The sequence below is a fragment of the Geothrix fermentans DSM 14018 genome, assembly GCF_000428885.1.
Lineage (GTDB): Bacteria > Acidobacteriota > Holophagae > Holophagales > Holophagaceae > Geothrix > Geothrix fermentans.
Map to the genome: position 1 here is coordinate 372,943 of NZ_KE386810.1, position 21,658 is coordinate 394,600.

15 protein-coding genes are annotated in these 21,658 nt (G+C 70.3%); 8 read left to right on the forward strand and 7 right to left on the reverse strand.

The annotated features are described in order from the left end of the window. The first annotated feature begins 112 nt into the window (after positions 1-112). The 5 genes from rpoD (at position 113) to G398_RS0112280 (ending at position 8,939) form a co-directional block, all read left to right on the forward strand. Positions 113-1,807 (forward strand): RNA polymerase sigma factor RpoD, encoded by a 1,695-nt coding sequence (gene rpoD, locus G398_RS22125; protein ID WP_052571910.1) that lies wholly within the window; start codon positions 113-115, stop codon positions 1,805-1,807. A gap of 128 nt (positions 1,808-1,935) precedes the next feature. Beyond that, a complete protein-coding gene (locus tag G398_RS18275) occupies positions 1,936-3,555 on the forward strand; it encodes an MFS transporter (RefSeq protein WP_043484913.1) in 1,620 nt (539 codons plus the stop codon). Between the two features lie 53 nt (positions 3,556-3,608). Next, positions 3,609-4,577 carry a serine/threonine protein kinase gene (locus G398_RS0112270; RefSeq protein ID WP_043484915.1) on the forward strand — a complete coding sequence of 323 codons (969 nt, stop codon included), beginning with the start codon at positions 3,609-3,611 and terminating at the stop codon, positions 4,575-4,577. Further along, positions 4,577-8,656: a translocation/assembly module TamB domain-containing protein gene (locus G398_RS22035; protein ID WP_026853794.1), complete on the forward strand. Its 4,080-nt coding sequence runs from the start codon at positions 4,577-4,579 to the stop codon at positions 8,654-8,656. The genes G398_RS0112270 and G398_RS22035 overlap by 1 nt, the downstream gene beginning before the upstream one ends. A gap of 61 nt (positions 8,657-8,717) precedes the next feature. Then, positions 8,718-8,939: a MoaD/ThiS family protein gene (locus G398_RS0112280; RefSeq protein WP_026853795.1), complete on the forward strand. Its 222-nt coding sequence runs from the start codon at positions 8,718-8,720 to the stop codon at positions 8,937-8,939. Here the strand turns inward: G398_RS0112280 and dnaX are convergent, their stop codons facing one another. After that, a complete protein-coding gene (gene dnaX / locus G398_RS18285; protein WP_052571911.1) occupies positions 8,940-10,559 on the reverse strand; it encodes a DNA polymerase III subunit gamma/tau in 1,620 nt (539 codons plus the stop codon). 134 nt (positions 10,560-10,693) lie between these two features. Between dnaX and gltB the strand changes: the two genes are divergently transcribed. Beyond that, positions 10,694-15,082 carry a glutamate synthase large subunit gene (gene gltB, locus G398_RS0112290; protein ID WP_026853796.1) on the forward strand — a complete coding sequence of 1,463 codons (4,389 nt, stop codon included), beginning with the start codon at positions 10,694-10,696 and terminating at the stop codon, positions 15,080-15,082. A 156-nt stretch (positions 15,083-15,238) separates the two neighbouring features. Here gltB and G398_RS19850 read toward each other — a convergent pair whose 3' ends face one another. The 5 genes from G398_RS19850 to hemH form a co-directional block, all read right to left on the reverse strand. Continuing rightward, positions 15,239-16,126: an SPL family radical SAM protein gene (locus tag G398_RS19850; protein ID WP_052571912.1), complete on the reverse strand. Its 888-nt coding sequence runs from the start codon at positions 16,124-16,126 to the stop codon at positions 15,239-15,241. 30 nt (positions 16,127-16,156) lie between these two features. Beyond that, a complete protein-coding gene (locus G398_RS0112300) occupies positions 16,157-16,627 on the reverse strand; it encodes a DUF421 domain-containing protein (protein ID WP_026853797.1) in 471 nt (156 codons plus the stop codon). Between the two features lie 121 nt (positions 16,628-16,748). Beyond that, positions 16,749-17,144, reverse strand: a complete 396-nt coding sequence (locus tag G398_RS0112305; protein WP_026853798.1) for a DUF2914 domain-containing protein — start codon at positions 17,142-17,144, stop codon at positions 16,749-16,751. A 74-nt stretch (positions 17,145-17,218) separates the two neighbouring features. Next, positions 17,219-18,478, reverse strand: a complete 1,260-nt coding sequence (hemG, locus tag G398_RS19855; RefSeq protein WP_026853799.1) for a protoporphyrinogen oxidase — start codon at positions 18,476-18,478, stop codon at positions 17,219-17,221. Next, positions 18,475-19,422: a ferrochelatase gene (gene hemH / locus G398_RS0112315; protein WP_026853800.1), complete on the reverse strand. Its 948-nt coding sequence runs from the start codon at positions 19,420-19,422 to the stop codon at positions 18,475-18,477. Before hemH ends, hemG begins: the two co-directional genes overlap by 4 nt. A 111-nt stretch (positions 19,423-19,533) precedes the next feature. On the opposite strand from hemH, the gene G398_RS0112320 reads away from it, so the two are divergent. Next, positions 19,534-20,040 (forward strand): hypothetical protein, encoded by a 507-nt coding sequence (locus G398_RS0112320; RefSeq protein WP_026853801.1) that lies wholly within the window; start codon positions 19,534-19,536, stop codon positions 20,038-20,040. Positions 20,041-20,114: 74 nt separating this feature from the next. Here G398_RS0112320 and G398_RS0112325 read toward each other — a convergent pair whose 3' ends face one another. After that, complete coding sequence (locus G398_RS0112325) at positions 20,115-20,516, reverse strand: hypothetical protein (RefSeq protein ID WP_026853802.1); 402 nt, start codon at positions 20,514-20,516, stop codon at positions 20,115-20,117. Between the two features lie 137 nt (positions 20,517-20,653). On the opposite strand from G398_RS0112325, the gene G398_RS18300 reads away from it, so the two are divergent. Next, a complete protein-coding gene (locus G398_RS18300) occupies positions 20,654-21,541 on the forward strand; it encodes a TIGR02757 family protein (RefSeq protein WP_052571913.1) in 888 nt (295 codons plus the stop codon). Positions 21,542-21,658 lie beyond the last annotated feature (117 nt).

The following is a 21,658-nucleotide window of genomic DNA, read 5'->3' on the forward strand; positions in this document are numbered from 1 at the left end:
ACTGAAAAGTTCCGGACTCGGCCCGGTACATTGGCCGTGTTCTGTTTTCCCCTCGGCCGCCGGGTCTTCCCGCCCCACTGGCCCGATGCATGCAGCGCTCTTTGAGGTCCGAATGGTTCCGACGCCGCCACGCGATGCCTACTACGCCCTGACCAAAGCCCTGATCTCCATCGGAAGGAAAAACGGATTCCTGCTGGTCGACCAGCTCAATGATTTCCTCCCCGATACCGCCTCCAATCCCTCGGATCTGGAGCAGGTCATGGGTCTGTTCGCGCGTCTGGGCGTGGGCATCGGCGCCACGGAGGAAGAGGCCCTGGCTGCCCGCGAGGCCATCGAGCCGGAGTTCGTCGTCGTGGAGGGCGTCGCCAAGGGCGACAAGGATCTCGAGATCGAGATCGACAGCCCCGACAGCGACAAGTTCAACGACCCGGTGCGCATGTACCTCAAGGAGATGGGCACGGTGCCCCTCCTCAAGCGCGAGGACGAGGTCGAGATCGCCAAGCGCATCGAAGTGGGCGTGCGCAGCGTCATGCGCGCCCTCTCCCGGTCCCGCCTCGCCGCCAGCCTGCTCATCGATATCGGCAAGATGCTGAAGGAGAACCCCGGCAAGATCCGCGAGGTGGTGGGTCTCTCCGACGAGGTGGACGAGGACGAGGATGCCGAGAGCACCTCCGCCACCCAGCACGTGCACCACCAGTTCGAGAAGCTGCTGGATCTGAAGCTCCAGGTGGACGCCGGCACCAAGACCCTGCCCAAGAAGCGCAAGCTCGACCGCGAGATCCTCCAGGCCCGCGGCCGCCTCTCCCGGCAGATCCGTAAGCTGGGCCTCAACAGCCTGGCCGTCACGCGGCTCATCGACAAGATCACCCACCAGCACAGCCAGGTGATGGCCGGCGAGCGCAAGTGCCGCGAGCTGCGGGACCGCCTCAAGAATCCGGCCTTCGCCAAGCTCAAGGACCGCTACAAGGACGAGCTGGCCCACATCGAGAAGACCCTGGCCGACTTCTTCGAGAAGTACGAGACCACCAGCGAGTACTTCCACAAGGACTTCAACGGCCTCAAGGCCGCCGAGAGCATCAGCCGCGCCGCCAAGGCCGAGCTCATCGAGGCCAACCTGCGCCTCGTGGTCAGCATCGCCAAGCGCTACACCAACCGCGGCCTGCAGTTCCTGGACCTCATCCAGGAGGGCAACATCGGCCTCATGAAGGCCGTGGACAAGTTCGAGTACAGCCGCGGCTTCAAGTTCTCGACCTACGCCACCTGGTGGATCCGGCAGGCCATCACCCGCGCCATCGCGGACCAGGCCCGCACCATCCGCATCCCCGTCCACATGATCGAGACCATCAACAAGCTCATCCGCACCCAGCGCGAGCTGGTGCAGAAGCTGGGCCGGGAACCGTCCAGCGAGGAGATCGCCCACGCCATGGATATGCCCGTGGGCAAGGTCCGCAAGGTGATGAAGATCGCCCAGGAGCCCATCTCCCTGGAGACCCCCATCGGCGAGGAGGAGGATTCCCACCTGGGGGATTTCATCGAGGACAAGACCGTGGTCTCCCCCGTGGAGCAGGTGGTCCAGCAGCGCCTCAAGGAGACCGTCCGCAACGTGCTCAACACCCTCAGCGAGCGCGAGGAGCGCGTGCTCCGCATGCGCTTCGGCGTGGGCGACGACGGCTCCGAGCACACGCTGGAGGAGGTGGGCAGCGAGTTCGCCGTCACCCGCGAGCGCATCCGCCAGATCGAGTCCAAGGCCCTGAGAAAGATCAGGCACCCGCGCTACTCCAAGACATTGAAAGCATTCCTGGGATAAAAACACTCGCAGAGAACGCAGAGGAGACAGAGGTTCGCAGAGGAAATCCCTTTCTTTCTCTGCGAACCTCGGTTGGCTCTGCGTCCTCTGCGTGTGTTTTCTCTCTTCGCTCTTGATAGCCTGACCCCGTGACCGACGCCAAGAGCCCCTTCGCCCCGCTTCGCAGCCGCATCTTCTTCGCGATCTGGATCGCGTCCATGGCTTCGAACGTGGGCACCTGGGTCCAGAGCGTGGGCGAGAAGTGGCTCATGGGCGAGCTCACGAGCTCACCCCTGCTCATGAGCCTCATCGAGACGGGCGCCACCCTGCCCATGCTCGCCCTCTCCATGCCCGGCGGGGCCATTGCCGACATCGTGGACCGGCGGCGCCTGCTCCTGGCCACCCAGGCCTGGATGCTGGCGGCGGCCGCCGCCATGGCCATCCTCTCGGCCCTCCACCTGGTGACGCCGGCCGTCCTCATCACCATGTCCCTCCTGCTGGGCGTGGGCGCGGCCCTCAATTCCCCGGCCTGGCAGGCCTCCGTGCCGGACCTGGTGCCCAAGGACCAGATCGCCGCCGGGGTGGTGCTCAACAGCGCGGGCTTCAACGTGAGCCGGGCCGTGGGCCCGGCCCTGGGCGGCCTGGTGGTGGGTGGGCTCGGCCCCACCTGGGCCTTCACCCTCAATGCCATCTCCTTCGTGGGCGTGCTGGTGGTGCTGCAGCAGTGGAAGCGCCAGCCGGTCACCACGGACCTGCCCGCCGAGCGCTTCAGCGCGGCCATGAAGGTGGGCCTGCGCTATGCCTGGCACAGCCGGCCGCTCCAGGTGATCCTGCTGCGCGGCGGCGGGTTCGTGTTCTTCGGCGGCCCTATCTTCTCGCTGCTGCCCACCCTCGCCATCCACAAGCTCCACCTGGGCTCCACGGCCTTCGGCCTCCTGCTGGGCTGCATCGGGGCCGGAGCCGTGGGCATCACGGTGCTGCTACCGGCCCTGCGCCGCCGCTACACTCCGAACGTCCTGCTGGCCGTCGCCACGGCGACTTTCGCGGCGGGCCTGCTCGCCCTGGCCTTCCTCAACCACGCCCTTTCCGTGGGCCTGGTGCTCCTGGTGGGCGGCGCCGGCTGGCTGACCGTGCTCAGCACCTGCAACACCGGCGTCCAGCTGTCCGTGCCCTCCTGGGTGCGGGCCCGGGCCCTGGGCGTCTACATCACGGTCTGGGGCGGCGCCATGGCGTCCGGGGCGGCCTTCTGGGGCGTGGTGGGCGAGCGCTGGGGCATCCACGTAGCCTTCGCAGCGGCCGGCGTGGGCATGCTGCTGATGCTGGCGGCCACGGCCCGCCTGAAGATCGAGGCCCTGCACCACCCACTGGACCTGAGCCCCCACCACCTCCAGCCCCATTCCCCCGGCCCCGTCGATCCCGCGGCGGGCCCGATCCTCACGGTGCTCGAATACCGGGTGCCCGAGGCGCACAAGGCCGCCTTCCGGGAGGCCATGCGCGAAGTCCGCCGCATCCGCAACCGGGATGGCGCCGTGCGGTGGTCGCTCTTCCAGGATCTCGTGCCCCCCGATCCCGGCCAGGTCCGGTTCGTGGAGAGCTTCCTGAGCTCCAGCTGGGGCGAGCACCTGCGCCAGCACCACCGGGCCACGGTGGAGGACCGCGCCTTCCTGCGCAGTGCCTACGCCCTCTGCGTGGAACCGAAGCCGAGGGTCCGCCACCTGGCAGCCGCCTGGGAAGGCCGGGACTCCATCCTGGACCGGATCCTGGAATAGGATTCACGACGCGTTTCGGTCATGCTGGTTCCATCGCTTCGGAGCCCGCGCCCGTGCTTTCCAAGGACCAGACCCTGGGGAAATACCAGATCCTGGACCGCCTCGGCTCCGGCGGTTTCGGGGCCGTGTACCTGGCCATGGACACCTGGGTCAACCGCAAGGTCGCCCTGAAGGTGCCGCACCAGCAGCAGGACGAGATCGTGGACCTGCTGAAGGAGCCCCGCATCATGGCGGGTCTGAAGCATCCGAACATCGTCGAGCTCATCACGGTGGAGCGGAAGAACGGGATCTTCTTCATGGTCCTGGAATACGTCGAGGGCGAGAGCCTCGACCGCATGATCCGGCGGGAGCGCACCCTGCCGCCCACGCGGGCCCTGGAGATCGGGCTCGACGTCTGCAGCGCCATCGCCTTCGCCCACGGCCACCAGATCCTGCACCGGGACCTGCGCCCCGCCAACATCCTGGTGAACCGCGAGGGTGTGGCCAAGGTCACGGACTTCGGCACCTCCCGGGTGCTGGAGATGCAGCACGTGCCCTATGCCCCCACGCGCATCGGCTCGCCGCCCTACATGGCGCCCGAGCATTTTCGCGGCCGGGCCGTGTTCCAGTCCGACCTCTGGTCGCTGGGCATCACCCTCTACGAGATGCTCACGGGCACTGTGCCCTTCTACGACGCGGATCCCCTGAAGATCGCCCAGGCCTTCACCAGCCAGCAGATCGTGGCGCCCCACCTCCGCAACCCCATCGTGCCCAAGGCCTTCTCCGAAGTGGTCATGCAGGCCCTGGCCGTGAACCTCGGTGAGCGCTACCTCTCCGCCCAGGCCTTCCTGGAGGCGCTCCGCCGCCTGCGGGACAGCGTGGCCCGCGAGACCCGCCCCCTGGGCACGGCCGTGCTCTCCTCCCACAGCTCCGGTCCCCATCCCACCCTCCGCGCGGCGACCCAGACCACGCTCTGCCGGTTCTGCTACCGGCAGCTGCCGCGCATGGCCAAGGTCTGTCCCAACTGCGGCGAAAAGAACTGATGATCTGGCATCCCACCAAGCAAGCGGTTCAGCGCCTCTGGGGCCGCCGCTGGGTGCGCCGGATCTCCTACCTCCTGGTGGCGGGCGCCGCCACCACGGTCATCGTCCCCTGGGTGGCCACCCGACCCGCGGTCCTGCGTTGGACCGTCTCGAAGCTCGATGCCCTCGTTCGGGAGGAGACCGGGCTCTCCCTCGAGGTCGGCCAGCTGGAGATCCATCCCCTCTTCGGTTCAGCCGCCGCGAAGGACGTGCGGCTGGGCGGCGACCTGCTCACCCTGCGGAAGCTGGAAGTCCAGGCCGACCTCACCTCCCTGCTGGGCCCTTCGCCCCACATCTTCTCCGTCCGGGTGGAGAGCCCCCACCTCCGCCTGACGGAGTCGGGCCTCTCCGCCATCCACCTGAAGGAGCGCCCGCCCCGCAAGGGCCCCCTGCCCCAGATCCGGCTGGATCTGCTCAGCATCACCGGGGGCGTGGTCGAGATCCCAGAACCGCTGCGGGGAATCCCTCCCCTGCGCTACCAGTTCGAGGTGAAGGCGACGGGACCGGAGCCCAACCACCTTCGGGTGGACGTGGCGGGCCCCCTGCTCATGGTCAAGGGACCCGGAGGGTGGGAGAAGGGCCGCCTCGACCTGAATGGCGAGGTCTCCGAGCAGGCCGTGCTCCTCAAGGAGGGCTACCTCCGCCTCGACGAGAGCCAGATCCGCCTGCGGGGGCGCTTCGACCCGAAGACCCCCCAGCGGGCGGAGCGGATCGAGGCCCAGCTCGGCGGCGTCCTGGCCCTGGCCCAGGCCACCCGCTGGGGCGGCCTGAAGCGCCCCCCCCTCTCGGGGAACCTGGACCTGAATGCCTCCGTGAACGGGAGCCTGGCGGACTTGCGCTGGACCGTCGAAGGCGAGGGCGCCGCCCTGCGCCCCGCGGACAGCGCCTTCACGCCCGGCAACCTCGACCTCCGCGGACATGGCAACCTCGAAGGCTTCCAGCTGAGCCAGCTCCGCTGGCAGTCCTCCCAGGGAAGCCTCGCCGTGGAAGGCGGCTGGTCGAAGAAGACGCCCGCCAAGGGAACCGTCACGGGCCGGGACCTGGACCTCAGCGTCTTCGGGAAGCTCCTCCGGATGCCGGAGTTCCAGGGCCTCCGGGGCGAGCTGAAGGCCCAGGTGGAGGGGCCCAGGGATCCGGCGGCCATGGGCCGGCCGGACCGCTGGCAGGGGACCGCCCAGGTGGGCCTCACCCAGCGGGGTCTCCCGGCCGGAAACCTGCAGGCCGCCCTCCGGAACGGCCGGGCCACCCTCGACCAGCTCCACCTCGACCTGGAGACCCTCAAGGTGGAGGGCACCGGATGGGCCGACCTCGGTCCCCGCGGGCTCGTCCGCCTGGAGGCCGAGGGCCGGACGGAGGTGGGCGCGGACCAGGTGGCCCAGGCCCTCCGTGCCTGGAAGGTGGTGGATCTGGACATGGAGGGACAGACCCGGGCCCAGGCGACGGTCCGCTGGAGCCGCGGGACCGGGCTGGAGCTGGACGGCACGGGCCAGGTCACCCTGCCGCGCTGGCACGGCGCCCGGGCGGACAGTGTCGAGGCGAAGGTCCAGATCCGGGATACGGAGCTGCGCATCACGGACATCGACCTGAAGAAGGGCGAGGGCGGCGGCGGCGGCGAGCTCTGGCTCACCTGGGGCAGGACGGCCCCGGGGCAGAAGCAGATGGACATGTGCTACACGGCCTTCCGCCTGCCCGTCGCGGAGGGGCTCAAGGCCGCGGACCTGGACCTGCCGATCTCGGGCACCGGCGGGGGATGGGTCCGGCTCCAGGGCCCCTTCGACCACATCATGATGACCGGCGCTACCCAAGTCGAATCGGGGGAGGTTTACGGAATCAAAGTTCCAGCGGCTTCGGCCGACTTCGCCATGGACCTGGCGAGCCTCCACCTGCGCGTCGAGGATGCGCGGATCGGGGAGCGGCTCGACCAGCTCGGCGGCCCCGGCATCCCGCCCGAGGGCGCCCTGGCCCTGACGGGCAGGGCCGACATGGACATCCAGCGCTGGACCTGGCTGGTGGACCTCTCCGGGCGTCTGGATTCCCAGCTCCTGGCCCTTCCCGGCCCCCGCATCCAGTCCCAGGTGGAGGCCCACCTCCAGGGGCCCATCACCAGCCCCTTCGGCGCCCTGGACCTGCCCGAGGGCCGGGTGGCCCTGAGCCGGGGCCGCATCTTCTTCAGCGGCCGCAGCGTGGAAGGCCTCGAGGCCACCGCGAAGCTGCAGCGGGGGCGCCTGGAGGGCAAGCTCGGTTTCGAGGGCATGGCCCGCCCGGTGGTGGAGGCCCAGGTGCGCCACGAGGGCCCGGACCTGGCTGGCCAGCTCGCCCTGACCATCTCCCAGGAGAGCGCCCACACCGACATCCTGGCCCGGGGACTCACGGAGGATTTGCTGGAGGACCTGAGCCTGGAGGCCACGGCCCAGGGCCGCTGGAACGGCCGGGCCCTGAGCTGGACGGGCTCCCTCAACCGCCTGGAGGCCCAGTTCAACGTCTTCGAGCTGCACCAGGCCAAGCCCTCGGCCCTGCGGGGCGATGCGACCAGGGCGGAGGTGGACATCAGCCTGGAGGGCGGAGCCCGCAAGGCCGTGGATGCCACGCCGGCCCAGGCGGCGAGCCTGCGCCTGTGGGGCGCCCTGCCCTTCTCCCCCTCCGCGCCCCTGGAAGTGTGGACCCAGGGCGGGGCGAACCTGGCGCACCTCAAGACCATCTTCGACCGCGTGATGGAGGTGGACGAGTACAGCCTGCTCTCGGAGCTCCGGATCCAGGGCACCAGCCGCTTCGACCTCCTGGTCCACGGCACCTATGCGGATCCCAAGCTGGACGGCACCCTCTTCCTGGACAAGGGCGAGATGCACCTCAGGGGCTACCAGGGGATGGAGGACCTCCGGGCGGAGGTGGTGTTCAAGGACCGCACCGTGTCCCTGCCTCCGGAGCGCCCCCTGCGCGGCACCCTGGCCCATGGCGACCTCCAGGTGTCCGGCGCCGCCACCTGGCGGCCGGGGGGCCTGGACAGCTATGCGCTGAAGGCCACGCTGGCCAACTTCCAGCTGCGTGATGTGCCCGAGGGCCTGGAGCTCCAGGGCACCCTGCGCGCCACCCTGGAGGGCACGGAGGAGGGCGGCCTCCTCAAGGGCCGGTTGCGCGCGGACCACCTGAACTACCACACCGAGGTGAAGCTGGCGGACCTGATCCTCCGTAGCGCCCTCAGCGACAGCGGGGGCCTGGTGGGCCTGGACCTGGACGACCCCCTGGAGCGCATCCGGCTGGACCTGGACCTGGACCTCCGCAGCCCCTGGAGCTTCGACACCAACCTCCTCAAGCTCGAGGGCCGGACCGAGGGGCCCTTCCAGGTGCTGGGAACCCTGGCCCATCCCGCGCCCAAGGGCACCATGGTCTTCCAGCCCGGGGGCCGGATCACCAACATCTTCCCCGCCGGCGACATGGTGGTGGACCGGGGCTCGCTCGCCTTCTCCGAGTCCCGTCCCCTGGACCCCGTGATCAACCTCCAGGGCAGCGTGACCTCCATCCCCGGCTACACCGTGAACCTGGACATCCGGGGCACCCTGAGCAACCTGGCCATCGTGCCCAGCTCCACGCCCAGCCTGCGCCAGGACGAAATCGTGGCCATCCTCATCAACCCCGGCAACGTGGCCAATGTCGGCACGGCCAGCGCCACCTCCGGCGCCACCCAGGGCGCCATCACCTCGGGCATCGCCAGCGCCGGCTCGGGCCTGATCTCCACCCTGGCCTTCGCCCCCTTCCAGGAGCAGCTGCGGCGCACCCTGGGCCTGGACCGGGTGAACGTCGCCGTGCGCACCACCAGCGTGGGCACCACGGAGACCGAGGTCACCATGGGCAAGAGCATCAACCTGTTCGGCCAGCGCAGCGCCTTCGTGATCTCCCACAAGAAGAGCGGCGAGCTGAACATCACCTCGGGCCAGGTGGAGTGGCGGTTCGGCAACTTCATCCTCCAGCTGGGCGCCAGCAAGGGCGGCGGCGCCGGGATCAACCCCTCCGGGGAGATCCGCCACTCCTGGAGCCCCAAGTAGGCTCGAGGCTGAAGGCTGGAGACCGGAGGCCGGAGGCGGTAGGTTGGAGTCGGAGATGGCCATGCTGACCGTCAAATGCTTCGCCCGGTACCGCGCCCTGCTGGGCTTCCACGAGCTGGACCTGCCCGCCGCCCCCACCCTGGCGGACCTGCTGGCGGACCCACGCTTCGCGGCCCTGCCCAAGGATGCCCTCCTGGCCGTGAACCAGAGCTTCGTGGACCGGAGCGCCCCCCTGGCCGACGGCGACGAAGTGGCCCTCATGCCGCCCGTATCCGGCGGATGATCACCCCTCGCGCCGGATCTCCATCACCTCGCCGCCGCTGAGGCGCAGCAGCTCCTGGAATCCGGGCTCGCGGCGCAGGCGGTCCTCCGGGCGCTCCTCCTCGGCGCTGGCGGGGGCGTCGTCGAAGCGGATCTCCAGGGCCTTCAGCCCCGGCAGCACGGCCGCCAGGGCTCCCAGCACATGGGGATTCGCCTGTTCCCGCTCCAGATCCTGGAGGGTCTGCCGCACGTTGGCGGGGAAGCGGAAGCGCAGGACCGGCGGCTCCCAGCGCAGGTCCGTGGCCATCTGGGGGGCCGTGCCCAGAACCCGCAGGCCCGGCAGGCTCCGGAGGGCCTCGCTGCACGCCATGCGCAGCTGGGGCGGCGCAGATGGATCCGGGCGCTGGGGCGCATGGGGACGCGCCGGGGCGGGGTGCTGGGCCTGGGCACGGTGCTGGGCGGGGGCCGGCGCGGGCCTGCGAGGCCCCTCAGGCGCCGGCGCGGCCTGGGGGGCCCTGGAAGGGACCGGCGGCGGCCCGGCGGGGGGGCCTGAGGGCCGGGCCGGAGCGCCGGAGACAAGCGCGTCCAGGGGGGCCAGGTGAGGCAGCTGGGCCGCGGTGACCAGGGCCAGCTCCACCACCACCCGCGGCAGGCTGCTGTCCCGCAGGTCCCGCTCCCGGCTCAGCAGCAGCTGGAGCATCCGCGCCCAGCGCAGCAGGTCCTGGGGCCCCCGGGCGGCCCGGGCCTCCTGTTCCAGGCGGTCGCGGAAGGCCAGCACGAGCTCGCGCCAGAAGGTGGCCCAGTCGGCCCCCTGCTCGTTCAGCTCCCGGCAGGCCTCCACCAGGGCCGCCGTGTCGCCGATGGCCAGGGCGGACATCACGCCCTGCACCAGGTGGGCGCTGACGATGCCCAGCTGCTCGCGGACGGCCTCCTCCAGCACCTTGCCGTCGCCGGCGGCGATGACCCGGTCGAGGATGGTGAGCGCGTCGCGCATGGAGCCCTGGCCTGCCTCCGCCACCAAGCGCAGGCTGTTCCCCTCGGCCTCGACGCCCTCCTGCTCGCAGACGTGCTTGAGGCGGCCTTCGATGAGACCCACGGGAATGAGCCGGAAGGGGAAGATCTGGACGCGGCTCTTGATGGTGTCCGGCACGTCCTGGAGCTCGGTGGTGGCCAGCACGAAGATGGCGTGGGGCGGCGGCTCCTCGATGACTTTCAGCAGGGCATTGAAGGCCTCGGTGCTGAGCATGTGCACTTCGTCGATGATGTAGACGCGGTAGCGGCAGAAGGCGGGCCGGGTCTGCACCTGCTCCCGCAGCGCGCGCGCATCGGCCACGGAGGCACGGCTGGCGGCGTCGATCTCGACGATGTCCAGGTTCTGGTCCGGCTGCTCCGCCGCCCGGCAGGGGTCGCAGACCCCGCAGGGCGTGGCGGTGGGCCCCTCGGCGCAGTTGAGGGCCCGGGCCAGGATGCGCGCCGTGCTGGTCTTGCCCGTGCCCCTCACGCCGGCGAAGAGGTAGGCCTGGTGGATCCGCCCGCTCTCCTTGGCCCGCTTCAGGGCGTTGGCGAGCGCCTTCACGCTGCCCTCCTGCCCCACCAGGTCGGAGAGCAGGCGCGGACGGTACTTGAGGGCGAGGGTGGTCATGGGACGTCCAGTCTCCCACAAGGTCCCCGGGACCGTCAGGAGCTATAAGCGCGCCTGATAAGCCTATACGGCGTTTCAAAGGTACAGGCGCCCTGATTCTCGATAGGATGGCTTGATCCCGAAAGGAAAAGACGATGCTTGAGGGATCAAGATCCGAGCACAGCGCATGTGGGGTTGGCTTCATCGCCAGCCGGACCGGTTCGGCCAGCCACGACATCCTGGAGGATGCCCTCCATGCCCTGAAATGCGTGGAGCATCGGGGCGGCTGCGCGGCGGACCAGGTCAGCAGCGACGGGGCCGGCGTCATGGCCGACATCCCCTGGGAGATGCTCGGCCACCGGCCCGGCGAGATCGCCGTGGCCAGCCTCTTCATGCCCCAGGATCCCGAGCGCCTGCGCCGCTCCCTGGAGATCTTCGAGTCCACCTTCGCCTTCTTCGACCTGAACGTGCTGGCCTACCGCGAGCTGCCCGTGGATCCCTCCGTGTTGGGCGAAGAGGCGCGGCGCTCCCTGCCCTCCATGCGCCAGGCCGTGCTGCGCCGCCCGGTCCAGTGCCGGACGGACGCCTCCTTCGACAAGCTGCTCTACTCCGCCAAGCAGGTCCTCCGGACCAAGCTGGTCGAGCAGGGCATCCAGAATGAGTTTTTCTTCGCCTCGCTGTCCGCGCGCACCGTGGTCTACAAGGCCCTCACCCGCGCCGCGGACCTGGACCGCTTCTACCTGGACCTGGTCGACCCGCGCTTCAGCACGCGCTTCGCCATGATCCACCGGCGGTTCAGCACGAACACCCGCACCTCCTGGGACAAGGCCCAGCCCTTCCGGCTCATCGCGCACAACGGCGAGATCAACACCATCGCCGGCAACCGCTCCCGGGCCATCTCCCGGGAGATGTCCATCGGGCTCAAGGCCGACCAGCTCGTGACCCACGGCTCCATCAGCGACTCCGGCAGCCTGAACGAGATCGCCGAGGCCCTGCACTACCGCAGCAGCATCCCGCACATGGAGGACATCCTGGCGATCATGATGCCGCCGGCGGAGGGGCAGAACGCCTTCTACACCTTCTGGAGCCGGGCCATGGAGCCCTGGGACGGGCCTGCCTTCCTGGTCTACTCCGACGGCAGCAGCGTGGGCGCGCGGCTGGACCGCAACGGCTTCCGCCCCGCCCGCTGGGCCATGACGGAGGACCGCTTCTACCTGGCCTCCGAGGCCGGCTCCTTCCCCGTGGACGAGGCCGCCGTGAGCCGCAAGGGCATCCTCTATGCGGGCACGGGGGTCACGCTCGACCTGGCTTCGGGGCGCGTCCACTTCCGCGATCCGGGCCGCTCCCGGGAACACCGCGACGCCACCTTCGACGCCCGGACCCGGCCCATCGGCTTCCTGCCCCCGACGGAGGCGCCGGAGCCCGTAAGCGTGTTCCGGAAGACCCTCTTCACCTGCTCCCGCGAGGAGCTGGAGAAGATCCTCTATCCCATGGCCGCCACGGGCAAGGAGGCCATCGGCTCCATGGGCGACACCGCCCGGCCCAACGTCTTCTCGTCGGAGCCCCGCCCCTTCTTCGACTACTTCTACCAGCACTTCGCCCAGGTCACGAACCCGCCCCTGGACTACATCCGCGAGGGCAACATCACGGACCTCCGGGTGTTTCTGGGGCGCGCGCCGAACATCTTCTTCCCCAAGGACCTGCTGCCGCTGAACGAGGCCCTGGAGCTGCCCCGGCCCATCCTCGACCTGGGCCAGATGCGGTTTCTGGAGCGGATGCAGAGCCTGCGTCCCTCCGAGTCCCACATCATCCCCCGCGCCTTCCCCATGCTCTTCCGCCGCGACGATGGCGTGGCGGGCTTCCACGCCGCCGTGGAACAGCTGGCCACGGACGTGCGGAAGGCCGTGGAGGAGGGCACCAGCGTCATCATCCTCAGCGACCGCGAGGCCAGCGTGGAGCGGCCGCCCATCCCGGGCCTCATCGCCCTGCGCGCCGTGGTGCACATCCTCAACGAGTCCGGCCTGCGCCTGAACGCCTCCATCGTCATGCACACGGGCGAGGCCCGCACCTCGCACCACCTGGCCGCCCTCATCAGCTTCGGCGCCTCCGCCGTCTGCCCCTACCTGGCCCTGGAGATCGCCCGCCAGGACGAGCACCCCAGCTTCGGCGCCCTGAGCCCGGACCAGCGCGAGCGGAACTTCGTCAACGCCCTGGAATCGGGCCTGCTGAAGATCATGGCCAAGAGCGGCATCTCCGTCGTGCAGAGCTACATGAGCGCCAAGCTCTTCACGGCCATCGGGCTCGGGCCCGAGCTGATGGAGACCTTCTTCCCCGGCCATGCCAGCCCACTGGGCGGCATCGGCTACGAGGAGCTGGCCGGCGACATCCTGCGGAAGACCAGCCTCGCGGCCCAGGCGGGTTTCCTGGACCGCCTGCTGCACACCCACCAGTTCCGCGAGTCGCCGCGGCCCGGCGAGGGCGAGCACCACGGCATGACCTCCGCCCGGGCCCGGCTGCTCCACCGCCTGGTGAAGCTGGAGCCGGAGGCGGAGGAAGCGAAGGCCCTGTACCAGGAGTATCTGGACTCCCTGAAGGTGGACGAGCCCATCAACCCCCGCCACCTGCTGGCCTTCCGCACCGAGGGGACTTCCCTGCCCCTCGAATCCGTGGAGGATGCCTCGGCCATCCTCCGCCGCTTCGGCGCCGGCGCCATGTCCTTCGGGGCCGTCAGCGCCGAGAGCCAGCGCGACCTCATCCTGGCCATGGAGGCCGTGGGCGGGCGCAGCAACAGCGGCGAAGGCGGCGAGAACCCCTTCTACTGGACCGATGGCATCACCGCCACCACCAAGCAGGTGGCCTCCGCACGGTTCGGCGTCACGGCGGAGTACCTCGTCTCGGGCGAGGAGATCCAGATCAAGGTGGCCCAGGGCGCCAAGCCCGGCGAAGGCGGCCAGCTCATGCGGGTGAAGGTGGACGCCACCATCGCCAAGGCCCGGTTCTCCCTGCCGGACGTGGACCTGATCTCCCCGCCGCCCCTGCACGACATCTACAGCATCGAGGACCTCAAGGAGCTCATCCACGAGCTGCGGCAGGTGCATCCCGGCGCGAAGATCAGCGTGAAGCTGGTCTCGGGCACGGGCATCGGCACCATCGCCGTGGGCGTGGCCAAGGCCGGGGCGGACATCCTCTATGTGGCCGGCGGCGATGGCGGCACCGGCGCCGCCACCCTGGGCTCCATGAAGCACGCGGGCCTGCCCTGGGAGCTGGGCCTCATCGAGGCGCACCAGGCCCTCCGTGAGAACCAGATGCGGGAGCAGGTGGAGCTCCGCGTGGATGGCGGCCTCCTCACGGGCAAGGACCTCGTCACCGCCGCCATCCTGGGGGCCGAGGGTTTCGAGTTCGGCAAGCTCCTCCTGGTGGCCGAGGGCTGCATGATGGCCCGCATCTGCGAGAAGAACACCTGCCCCGCGGGCATCGCCACCCACGATCCGAAGTTCAAGGCCCGCTACTCCGGCAGCCCCGAGGCCATCCAGCGCATGCTGGTCCATCTGGCCGAGGATGCGCGCCGTCACCTCGCCTCCCTCGGCGTGGCGAGCCTCTCGGAGCTCCAGGACCGCGTGGACCTGTTCCAGGTGGCGCCGGATCACGCCACCTTCGTGCGCGACCGCAAGCTGGACCTGTCAGCGTTCCTCGACCCTCGGCCCCAGGGGACCGGCACGGGTCCCTCCGCCCCCTTCAACCAGGAAGGCGTGGCGCCCCTGAACCAGCGAATCCTCGAAGATGCCCAGCCCTTCCTCGCCGAGGGGGGCACCCACCGCCACAGCTATGCCATCAGCACCGGCGACCGGGGGATCCTGGCCACCCTGTCCGGGGCCATCGCCCGCCAGGTGCGCGAGCGCCGCCTGCGGGGCGAGGATCCCGCCGTGGCCGGCCGGCTGAGCCTGGACTTCATTGGCAGCGCCGGCCAGGGTTTCGGCGCCTTCCTCACGGAGGGGCTCGACGTGCGCCTCCAGGGGGAGGCCAACGACTCCGTCTGCAAGTCCATGTCCGGTGGACGGGCCATCCTCGTGCCGCATCCGGAGGCCGCCTACACGCCGGAGACGAACGCCATCCTCGGCAACGGCGCCCTCTATGGCGCCACGGGCGGCACCCTGCTGGTGCTCGGCATGGCCGGCGACCGGTTCGCCGTCCGCAACAGCGGCGCCTCGGCCGTGGTTGAGGGCGCGGGGCACCACGCCTGCGAGTACATGACCCGGGGCGCCGTGGCCATCCTCGGCCCCGTGCTCACCAACGCCGGGGCCGGCATGACCGGCGGCAGCCTCTTCCTGCGCCGCGAGCGGGGGGACCAGGTGAACCGGGACTACCTCGCCGGCATCCACTGGCGGGCCGAGGAGGAGGCGCTGTTCCGCAGCCTCGTCGAAGCCCATGCGGCGGAGACGGGCAGCGCCACAGCCAAGGCCCTGCTCGAAGACTGGGCCGCCGCCCTGATCGCCTTCGCCCCCTTCGTGCCCGTGGCCGTGGCGCGCCAGCTGGCGACCGCCTGACCGTCGTATCCAAGCAGCATCACAACAATTTCAGCACCTGATTATCGGCGAGCCTCAGCAAGCCTGCGTGCCTCGTTTCCTCCGTGGGCTTGGCTCCCCACCTTCAGCGCCTCCACGGTGGATCTCCGCCTACTGAAGGCGAATCGGGATCAACGCTCACCCCACGCGATCGAAGAGCCCCGGCTGCCGGATGGGCGGCGGCGGGGCCGGCGCGGGTCGAGCCGGGCGCTCCCGGGCCCTGCGCCGGACCGGGAAGGCCTCCCGGAAGGCCTGGCGCACGCCCTCGGCGTAGTCGGGATCCAGCACCTTCAGCCAGCCGTGGTCCGCCAGCACCTTGTAGAAGGGATCCTGCTTCAGCAGGCGGAGGCCCCCCACCCAGGCGCCCGAGGCCCCGCTGGCCCGGGCGCGCCGCGCGAAGGCCTGGGCGTCGTGCACGGCCATGAGCGGGGTGACGGCCACGGTCACGCCGATGCCCGCCGCCGCCAGGCGCTCCACCGCCGCCCAGCGGCTGGGGATGGCAGGGGCGTGGGGCTCCACGGCCTGGCGTACGGTGTCGTCGTCCGTGGGGATGGAGAGACCCACCGTCAGCCGGTCGCCGAAAGCCCGCAGCAGATCCAGATCCTGGAGCACCAGGGGGGACCGCGTGTGCACGATCACCTCGGTGGTGGGGCAGAGCAGCAGCACCTCCAGGCAGCGCCGGCTCAGGCGGTACTGCCGCTCCAGGGGCTGGTAGGGATCCGTGGCCGAGGCCATGAAGACCCGCTCCTCGTGGAGCCTGTGCCGCTGGGACCAGAGCAGCTCCGGGGCGTTCAGCTTGGGCGCCACCCACTGGCCCCAATCCCCGGGCCCGTGCAGGGCGTTGGGATACTCCCGGACGTAGCAGTAGCGGCAGCCGTGGGCGCAGCCCCGGTAGGGACTGAGCGCGAAGCCGAAGCCGTAGCGCTCGTCCTTCTGGGGCCGCAGGATGGATCGCGCCTCCTCCGGCTCCACGAGCAGTCCCTTGAAGAGGGGCGTCGGTTCGGTGGGGAGGGGCAGCGGAGTCATGCCCCAAGTTTTCGCTTTTTATTCGTCAAGTCAAGGGGCGCTCTTGGCGATCACGTTGATGCGGCCGTTGGTTTCGAGGATGGCCACCCGGATGTCCGCCACGTCGGATACGCCGGCCTGCCGCACCGCCGCCATCAGCTCGTGCCGCGTGATCCGCTCGGAGGCCAGCACGGCCTCGTCCAGCACGCCGTTGTGCACCAGGATCTGGGGGCGGCCCTCCAGCAGGGTCTCCGCCCGCTTGCTGCGCCAGGTCCACCAGCCCATCAGGGCGTTCAGCGCCAGGAGCGTGGCCACCAGGATGAAGCCTCCCAGCACCGTGTTGTCGCCGGCGTTCATGCTGTTCTGCACCGCATTGCTGAGGACCAGCAGCATCACGAAGTCGAAGGGCGCCAGCTGGCCCACCTGGCGCTTCCCCGTGAGCCGCAGCCCCACCATCAGGAAGCCGTAGACCAGCAGGGCCCGGAGGACGAACTCCCACCAGGGCTGGGTGAGCCTCCACATGGAGGCACCCACAGGCAACGGGCCGTCGAGCAGCGCGGCGAGGGACATGGCTCCTCCGGATCGGAGGGGCGGTGCCCGAGCGGCCGCCGCCCCCCCGAAGGTTGAAGGCTGGAATCAGGGTCTATTCGAAGGCCACCGTGAAGTCGGCCTTGCCCAGCTCCGCGCCGTCCGCCGCCAGGACCTTCACGGTCCAGCTGCCCTCATCGCCCTTGCGGAACGTGCGGTAGGCGTTGGTGCGGTAGGGGGAGCGGGGCACCTTCAGCTCCTGCTTCGAGGTGCGGTCACCCTTGCTGAACTCGATGGTGATGGTGCTCTCCGCGGCGCCCGCCACCTTGGTCCAGGCGTAGATCTTGGTGCCGGCGGCCACCTTGAAGGAGGTCGATTCGCCCTGGATCTCCATCTTCTCCACGCCGGTGCCGAGCTTGATCTCGGCGCTGGCCTTGGCTTCGGCCTTGGGCGCGGGGGCCTGGGCGACCAGGGCCGCGCAGGCGAAGAGGGGGAGGAGGATCTTGCGCATGGGGGGACTCCTTTGAAAAGGTGGCCCCATTCTGCGCCGGATGGCGCGGGATGTCATGGGGCCCGGGCCCGGGATCAGCCGATCCAGACCTCCAGCCCCTCGAGGATGTCGCGCACGCCGGGTCCGAAGCGGGCGTTGCTCAGCCAGTCCACGCCGGAGGGCAGGCCCTCCAGGGCCGTCCTGACGCGCGCGCGATGCCCCAGCTCCGGCCGCGGGATCGCCCGCTCGGCGCGCTCGTGGCGCACGGCGGCGGGCTCGCCAAGGGCGGGGATCCAGTGCTTGAGGCGGGCCTGCACCCCCTCCCAGGCCTCCAGGTCCGCGGGCTTGCCGAAGGCCCCGCCGATGAAGCTGCGGAGCTGCATGGCGCCTTCCGGCGCGCTCTGGGGATCCATCCAGGAGGGCACGAGGGAACCCAGGTAGCCGTGGCCTTCGGGGGGATGGATGAGGAAGCCGAAGCTGTCCTTCAGGGCCGGCAGCGGCGCGTGGCGGCTGTGCCAGAGATCCACGGACGTGTAGGGGATGGCCGCCAGGGCCTCGGCGCTCTTGGGCGCCACAGGCCCGAGGAGGGCCGCGGCCTCGTAGGCGGGGAGGGCCAGTACCACGCGGTCGGCCTCACGCACCTCGCCGCCACCGCTGACCTTCCAGCGGCCGTCCGGCAGGGCCTCCATCCGCTCGGCCCGCAGGCCCGCCCGCACGGAGGCGAGCTTCGAGGCCAGACGGATGGGCAGCTGCCCCATGCCGCCCTCGGGCACCACCATGTGGCTCACGCCGCCCTTGCGGATGCCGTTCACCAGGCTGCCCGTGGCCTCCCACTGGCGCAGCTTGGGGATGGCATCCACGGAGAGGACCTCCGCCGGGGCCGCCAGGACGCCGGCGATCATGGAGGGCAGCAGCTCCGTGGCCACGCCCCTGCCCAGCCGTCGCTCGATGAAGGCGCTGAGGCCCTCCTCCGGTTCGGCGGGGCGCACGGGCTGGAACGGCTCCAGCATCATGCGGAGCTTGGCGCCCAGCGGCAGCAGGGGCGAAGTCATCAGGCCCACGGGGGAAGCGGGCACGGGGATGAGGCGCCCACCCTTCCCCACCCAGCGGGCGCCGGTGCCCGGCGAGCGGAAGGGCAGCTCGATGGCGCTGAAGAGGCGGTCCACGGCCGTGCCTTTCTGCCAGAGCACGCCCTGGGGCCCCGTCTCGAAGTGGCCGCCCTCCCAGGGCAGGGTCTTCATCCACCCGCCCACAGAGGCCGCGGCCTCCCAGACTTCGACGGATTCGCCCTTCCGCTGCAGGTGCCAGGCGGCAGCCAGGCCCGTCACGCCGCCGCCGAGAATCAAGGTGCTCATGGGAGGATCTCCAGTACGCGCCGCGCGAGGCAGCGGATGTAGGCCGGGTCGGCGCCCGGCGCGGCCACGCGGCGGTAGGTGCGGATGCCCGCCTTGTCCGCCACGTGCCGGTATTCGATGTCGAGCTCGTGCAGGGTCTCGATGTGCTCGCTGACGAAGCTCATGGGCACGACGATGACGTCCTTGCCGCCCATGGTCTCCAGCACGTCCTTGAGCGGTGGCTCCAGCCAGCGCACGGGGCCCGTGCGGCTCTGGTAGGCCTGGAGGTAGCCGCCGGGAACGGGCCCGATGCGGGCGATCAGGGCCTCGCGGGTGGCGCTGATTTCCCGTTCATAGGGATCCCCCGCCTCGATCTGGCGCACGGGCAGGCTGTGGGCGCTGAAGATCACCGTGGCGCCCGGCAGCTCGGCCAGGGCCGCGCGGAGCGGGCGCTCCAAGGCAGCCAGGTAGTCAGGGTCCGTGGCGTAGTGGTCGACCCCGGGCAGGAGTTCTAGCCCAGCCTTCGCGGCCTCCACGGCCAGTTCCCGCAGGCTCGAGCCCGTAGTGGCCCGGCAGTCGTGGGGATAGAGAGCCACGGGCACGAGCTTGCGGATGCCGTCCCGCTTGAGGGCCTTCAGCAGGCCCGCGGCCCTGGGGGCGGCGTAGCGGAAGCAGAGCTTGACGGGCTCCGCGCGGCCCGCGGCGCGGAGGGCCGTGCGGAGCGCCGCGGCCTGGAAGGCGCTCTCCCGCAGCAGGGGTGAGCCGCCGCCGATCTGGGCGTAGCGGCCCCGGGCGCCGGGGGCGCGGAAGCGCGCGATGAGGCGCGAGAAAGGGCCCTGGAGCCAGGCCGGCCCCGGCAGCCGGATCAGGTCCCGGTCGCCGAAGAGCTCCACCAGGAAGGGCTCCACCTGGTCCAGGTTCACCGGACCGCCGAGGTTCAGGAGCAGGATCGCCGTGTCACGCATCGCCTTCCACCTTACGCGAGACTTCCCTGAACTTTCGTCACGGAAACCCCCTGGCGGCATGGCAAAGGATTGGGGAACATCCCATAGACTGTCCTGACAGTGGAGCCCGCCATGACCACCTCGACCGTCTTTCCCGCCCTGCCCGATGAGGCCCGGCTCTGGCTGGTGGCCTTCAGCCAGCCCGTGGAAGCTGCCCGCCTCGCCCCCGAGATGGAGGCCCTCCTGGGCCGGTGGCGCCATAAGGGCGTGCAGTACCAAGGAGCCTGGACCCTCCTGGAGGGCCGCGTCCTGGCGGTGGCCGAGCCCACCCTGGCCTCCCAGCCGTCGGGTTGCGCCATCGATGGCATGCTGCGGGGCGTGCGCCAGCTCGCCGAGCGCCTCGGTCTGGACCTGCAGGATGTCCAGGATGTGATGGCCCGCCTCCCAGAGGGCCTGCACACCTTCCAGCGCGGAGAACTGGAGGCCCGTCTGGCCGATGGCACCCTCGGGGCGGCCACCCCCCTGCTGGACCTCACCCTCCTCACCGTGGGCGACCTCCGGAGCGGCCGCTTCGAGCGTCCCCTCTCGACCACCTGGATCGGGCGGAAGTATCTCCGACCCGCCTCCCACCCGGCCTGAGGCTGCGGGGCGTTCGCCCCGCAGTACGAAAAAGAGGCGGCAAAGCCGCCTCTTTTTCGTAGATAAGGAATGACTTAGAAGATCGACTCGCCCGGCTTGCGGCGCCAGGCCTCCGAGCGCTTCTGGCCCTCGACCTTCGGCTTGGCATCCTTGGCGGCGGCCAGGGTCTGCAGCAGGGAGCCGCCCACCTTGGAGGCCACGCTCTTGGCCAGGGCCGGGGCGGCCGGAACGACGGGGGCGCTCACGGGACCGGCCGCGGGGGCCTCCGGAGCGGCGGTCTTCGCCGTGACTTCCTTCAGGCGCTTCTCGTACCAGACCTTCCGCTTGGGATCGATGGTCCGCGTCTTCGCGGCCTTCTCTCCCTTCTTGAGAACCTTGGGCTTGGGCTTCTCGCGGTCTTCACGGAGTGCGGAATCGGGCTTTGCTGCTTCTTCGAGGATTTTCGCCAGGTTTCCAAGGCCACGCAGGTTCATCATGGTGCGGTTGCTTCTCCCAATGGGGCCACGGGCCCTCGCTCATTAGAATAACGGCAACGCATTTGCTTACATAGTGATTTATGGCACTTGAGGCGGTTTTTTGCCGCCACCCGTGCCCTCCTGGGACACTGGATCCCATGGGAGCGTCCCTCAAAACCCTCAAGGCCCGGCTGGATGGCCTCTGCCTCCGGTACGACACGGCGGGGGCCCTGGAGAAGGATCCCATCTCCGTCCCCCTGGCCTACCCCGCCGCCATGGACCGGGAGGTCGCCGCCTTCGTGGCGGCCCACCTCGCCTATGGGCGCGTGGATCCCATGATCCGGGCCGTCCGGGGGGCCCTCGCCCCCCTCGGGGCCGCTCCAGCCTCCTGGCTCCGGGAGCGCTCCGAAGCCCAGATCCGGCGGAGCCTGGAAGGCCCCCTTGCGGACTGGAGCTGGCGCTTCCACACTGCCACGGATCTGGCGTCCTGGCTGGTGGCCTGGAAGCGCCTCGACGCGGAAAGCCGGTCGGGCCTGGAACCCCACCTCCTGCCCGCCCCCGGGGAGGAGCCCGATGCCGCCCTCTCGCGCCTGGTCCAGCGCCTCCGGGCGGAGCTGCCGGCCAGCTACGGCTCCCGGTTCTCCCTGCCCGACCCCCTGGAGGGCGCCGCCTGCAAGCGGTGGCGCATGTTCCTGCGCTGGATGGTCCGCCCCGGCTGGCCGGACCTGGGCCTCTGGAGCCGCTATCCGGCGAGTGCCCTCATCATCCCCCTGGACACCCATGTGGCCAGGGTCTCCCGCTTCATCGGCCTCACCCGCCGGGCCACCCCCGACGGGAAGATGGCCCGCGAGATCACCGAGGCCCTGCGCCGCCTGGATGCCGCAGACCCCCTCCGCTACGACTTCGCCCTCAGCCACCTGGGCATCCTGGGCGACTGCCCCGGCGTGCGCCACCGGAGCACCTGCGCGGCATGTCCGCTGTATTCCGTGTGCCGGGCGGGCTCCGAATCCGCGGCGCGGATTCCGAGGATAGGAAAAGAGCCATGAGTTCCCGGAGCTCATGCCTGCACGCAGGCGGAACCAAGGGCCGGGCTGGCCATGTGGGCGACCGCCGGGTGATGGAGCAGGCTCCGGGGGAGCCTGCGGAATCGGGACCCGGCGAGG

Excerpts from the sequence above, each read along its gene's own strand:
- rpoD (WP_052571910.1), top strand. The coding sequence starts at position 113 with ATGGTTCCGACGCCGCCACGCGATGCCTACTACGCCCTGACCAAAGCC.
- G398_RS22035 (WP_026853794.1), top strand. The coding sequence starts at position 4,577 with ATGATCTGGCATCCCACCAAGCAAGCGGTTCAGCGCCTCTGGGGCCGC.
- G398_RS0112280 (WP_026853795.1), top strand. The coding sequence starts at position 8,718 with ATGCTGACCGTCAAATGCTTCGCCCGGTACCGCGCCCTGCTGGGCTTC.
- dnaX (WP_052571911.1), bottom strand. The coding sequence starts at position 10,559 with ATGACCACCCTCGCCCTCAAGTACCGTCCGCGCCTGCTCTCCGACCTG.
- gltB (WP_026853796.1), top strand. The coding sequence starts at position 10,694 with ATGCTTGAGGGATCAAGATCCGAGCACAGCGCATGTGGGGTTGGCTTC.
- G398_RS19850 (WP_052571912.1), bottom strand. The coding sequence starts at position 16,126 with ATGACTCCGCTGCCCCTCCCCACCGAACCGACGCCCCTCTTCAAGGGA.
- G398_RS0112300 (WP_026853797.1), bottom strand. The coding sequence starts at position 16,627 with ATGTGGAGGCTCACCCAGCCCTGGTGGGAGTTCGTCCTCCGGGCCCTG.
- G398_RS0112305 (WP_026853798.1), bottom strand. The coding sequence starts at position 17,144 with ATGCGCAAGATCCTCCTCCCCCTCTTCGCCTGCGCGGCCCTGGTCGCC.
- hemG (WP_026853799.1), bottom strand. The coding sequence starts at position 18,478 with ATGAGCACCTTGATTCTCGGCGGCGGCGTGACGGGCCTGGCTGCCGCC.
- hemH (WP_026853800.1), bottom strand. The coding sequence starts at position 19,422 with ATGCGTGACACGGCGATCCTGCTCCTGAACCTCGGCGGTCCGGTGAAC.
- G398_RS0112320 (WP_026853801.1), top strand. The coding sequence starts at position 19,534 with ATGACCACCTCGACCGTCTTTCCCGCCCTGCCCGATGAGGCCCGGCTC.
- G398_RS0112325 (WP_026853802.1), bottom strand. The coding sequence starts at position 20,516 with ATGATGAACCTGCGTGGCCTTGGAAACCTGGCGAAAATCCTCGAAGAA.
- G398_RS18300 (WP_052571913.1), top strand. The coding sequence starts at position 20,654 with ATGGGAGCGTCCCTCAAAACCCTCAAGGCCCGGCTGGATGGCCTCTGC.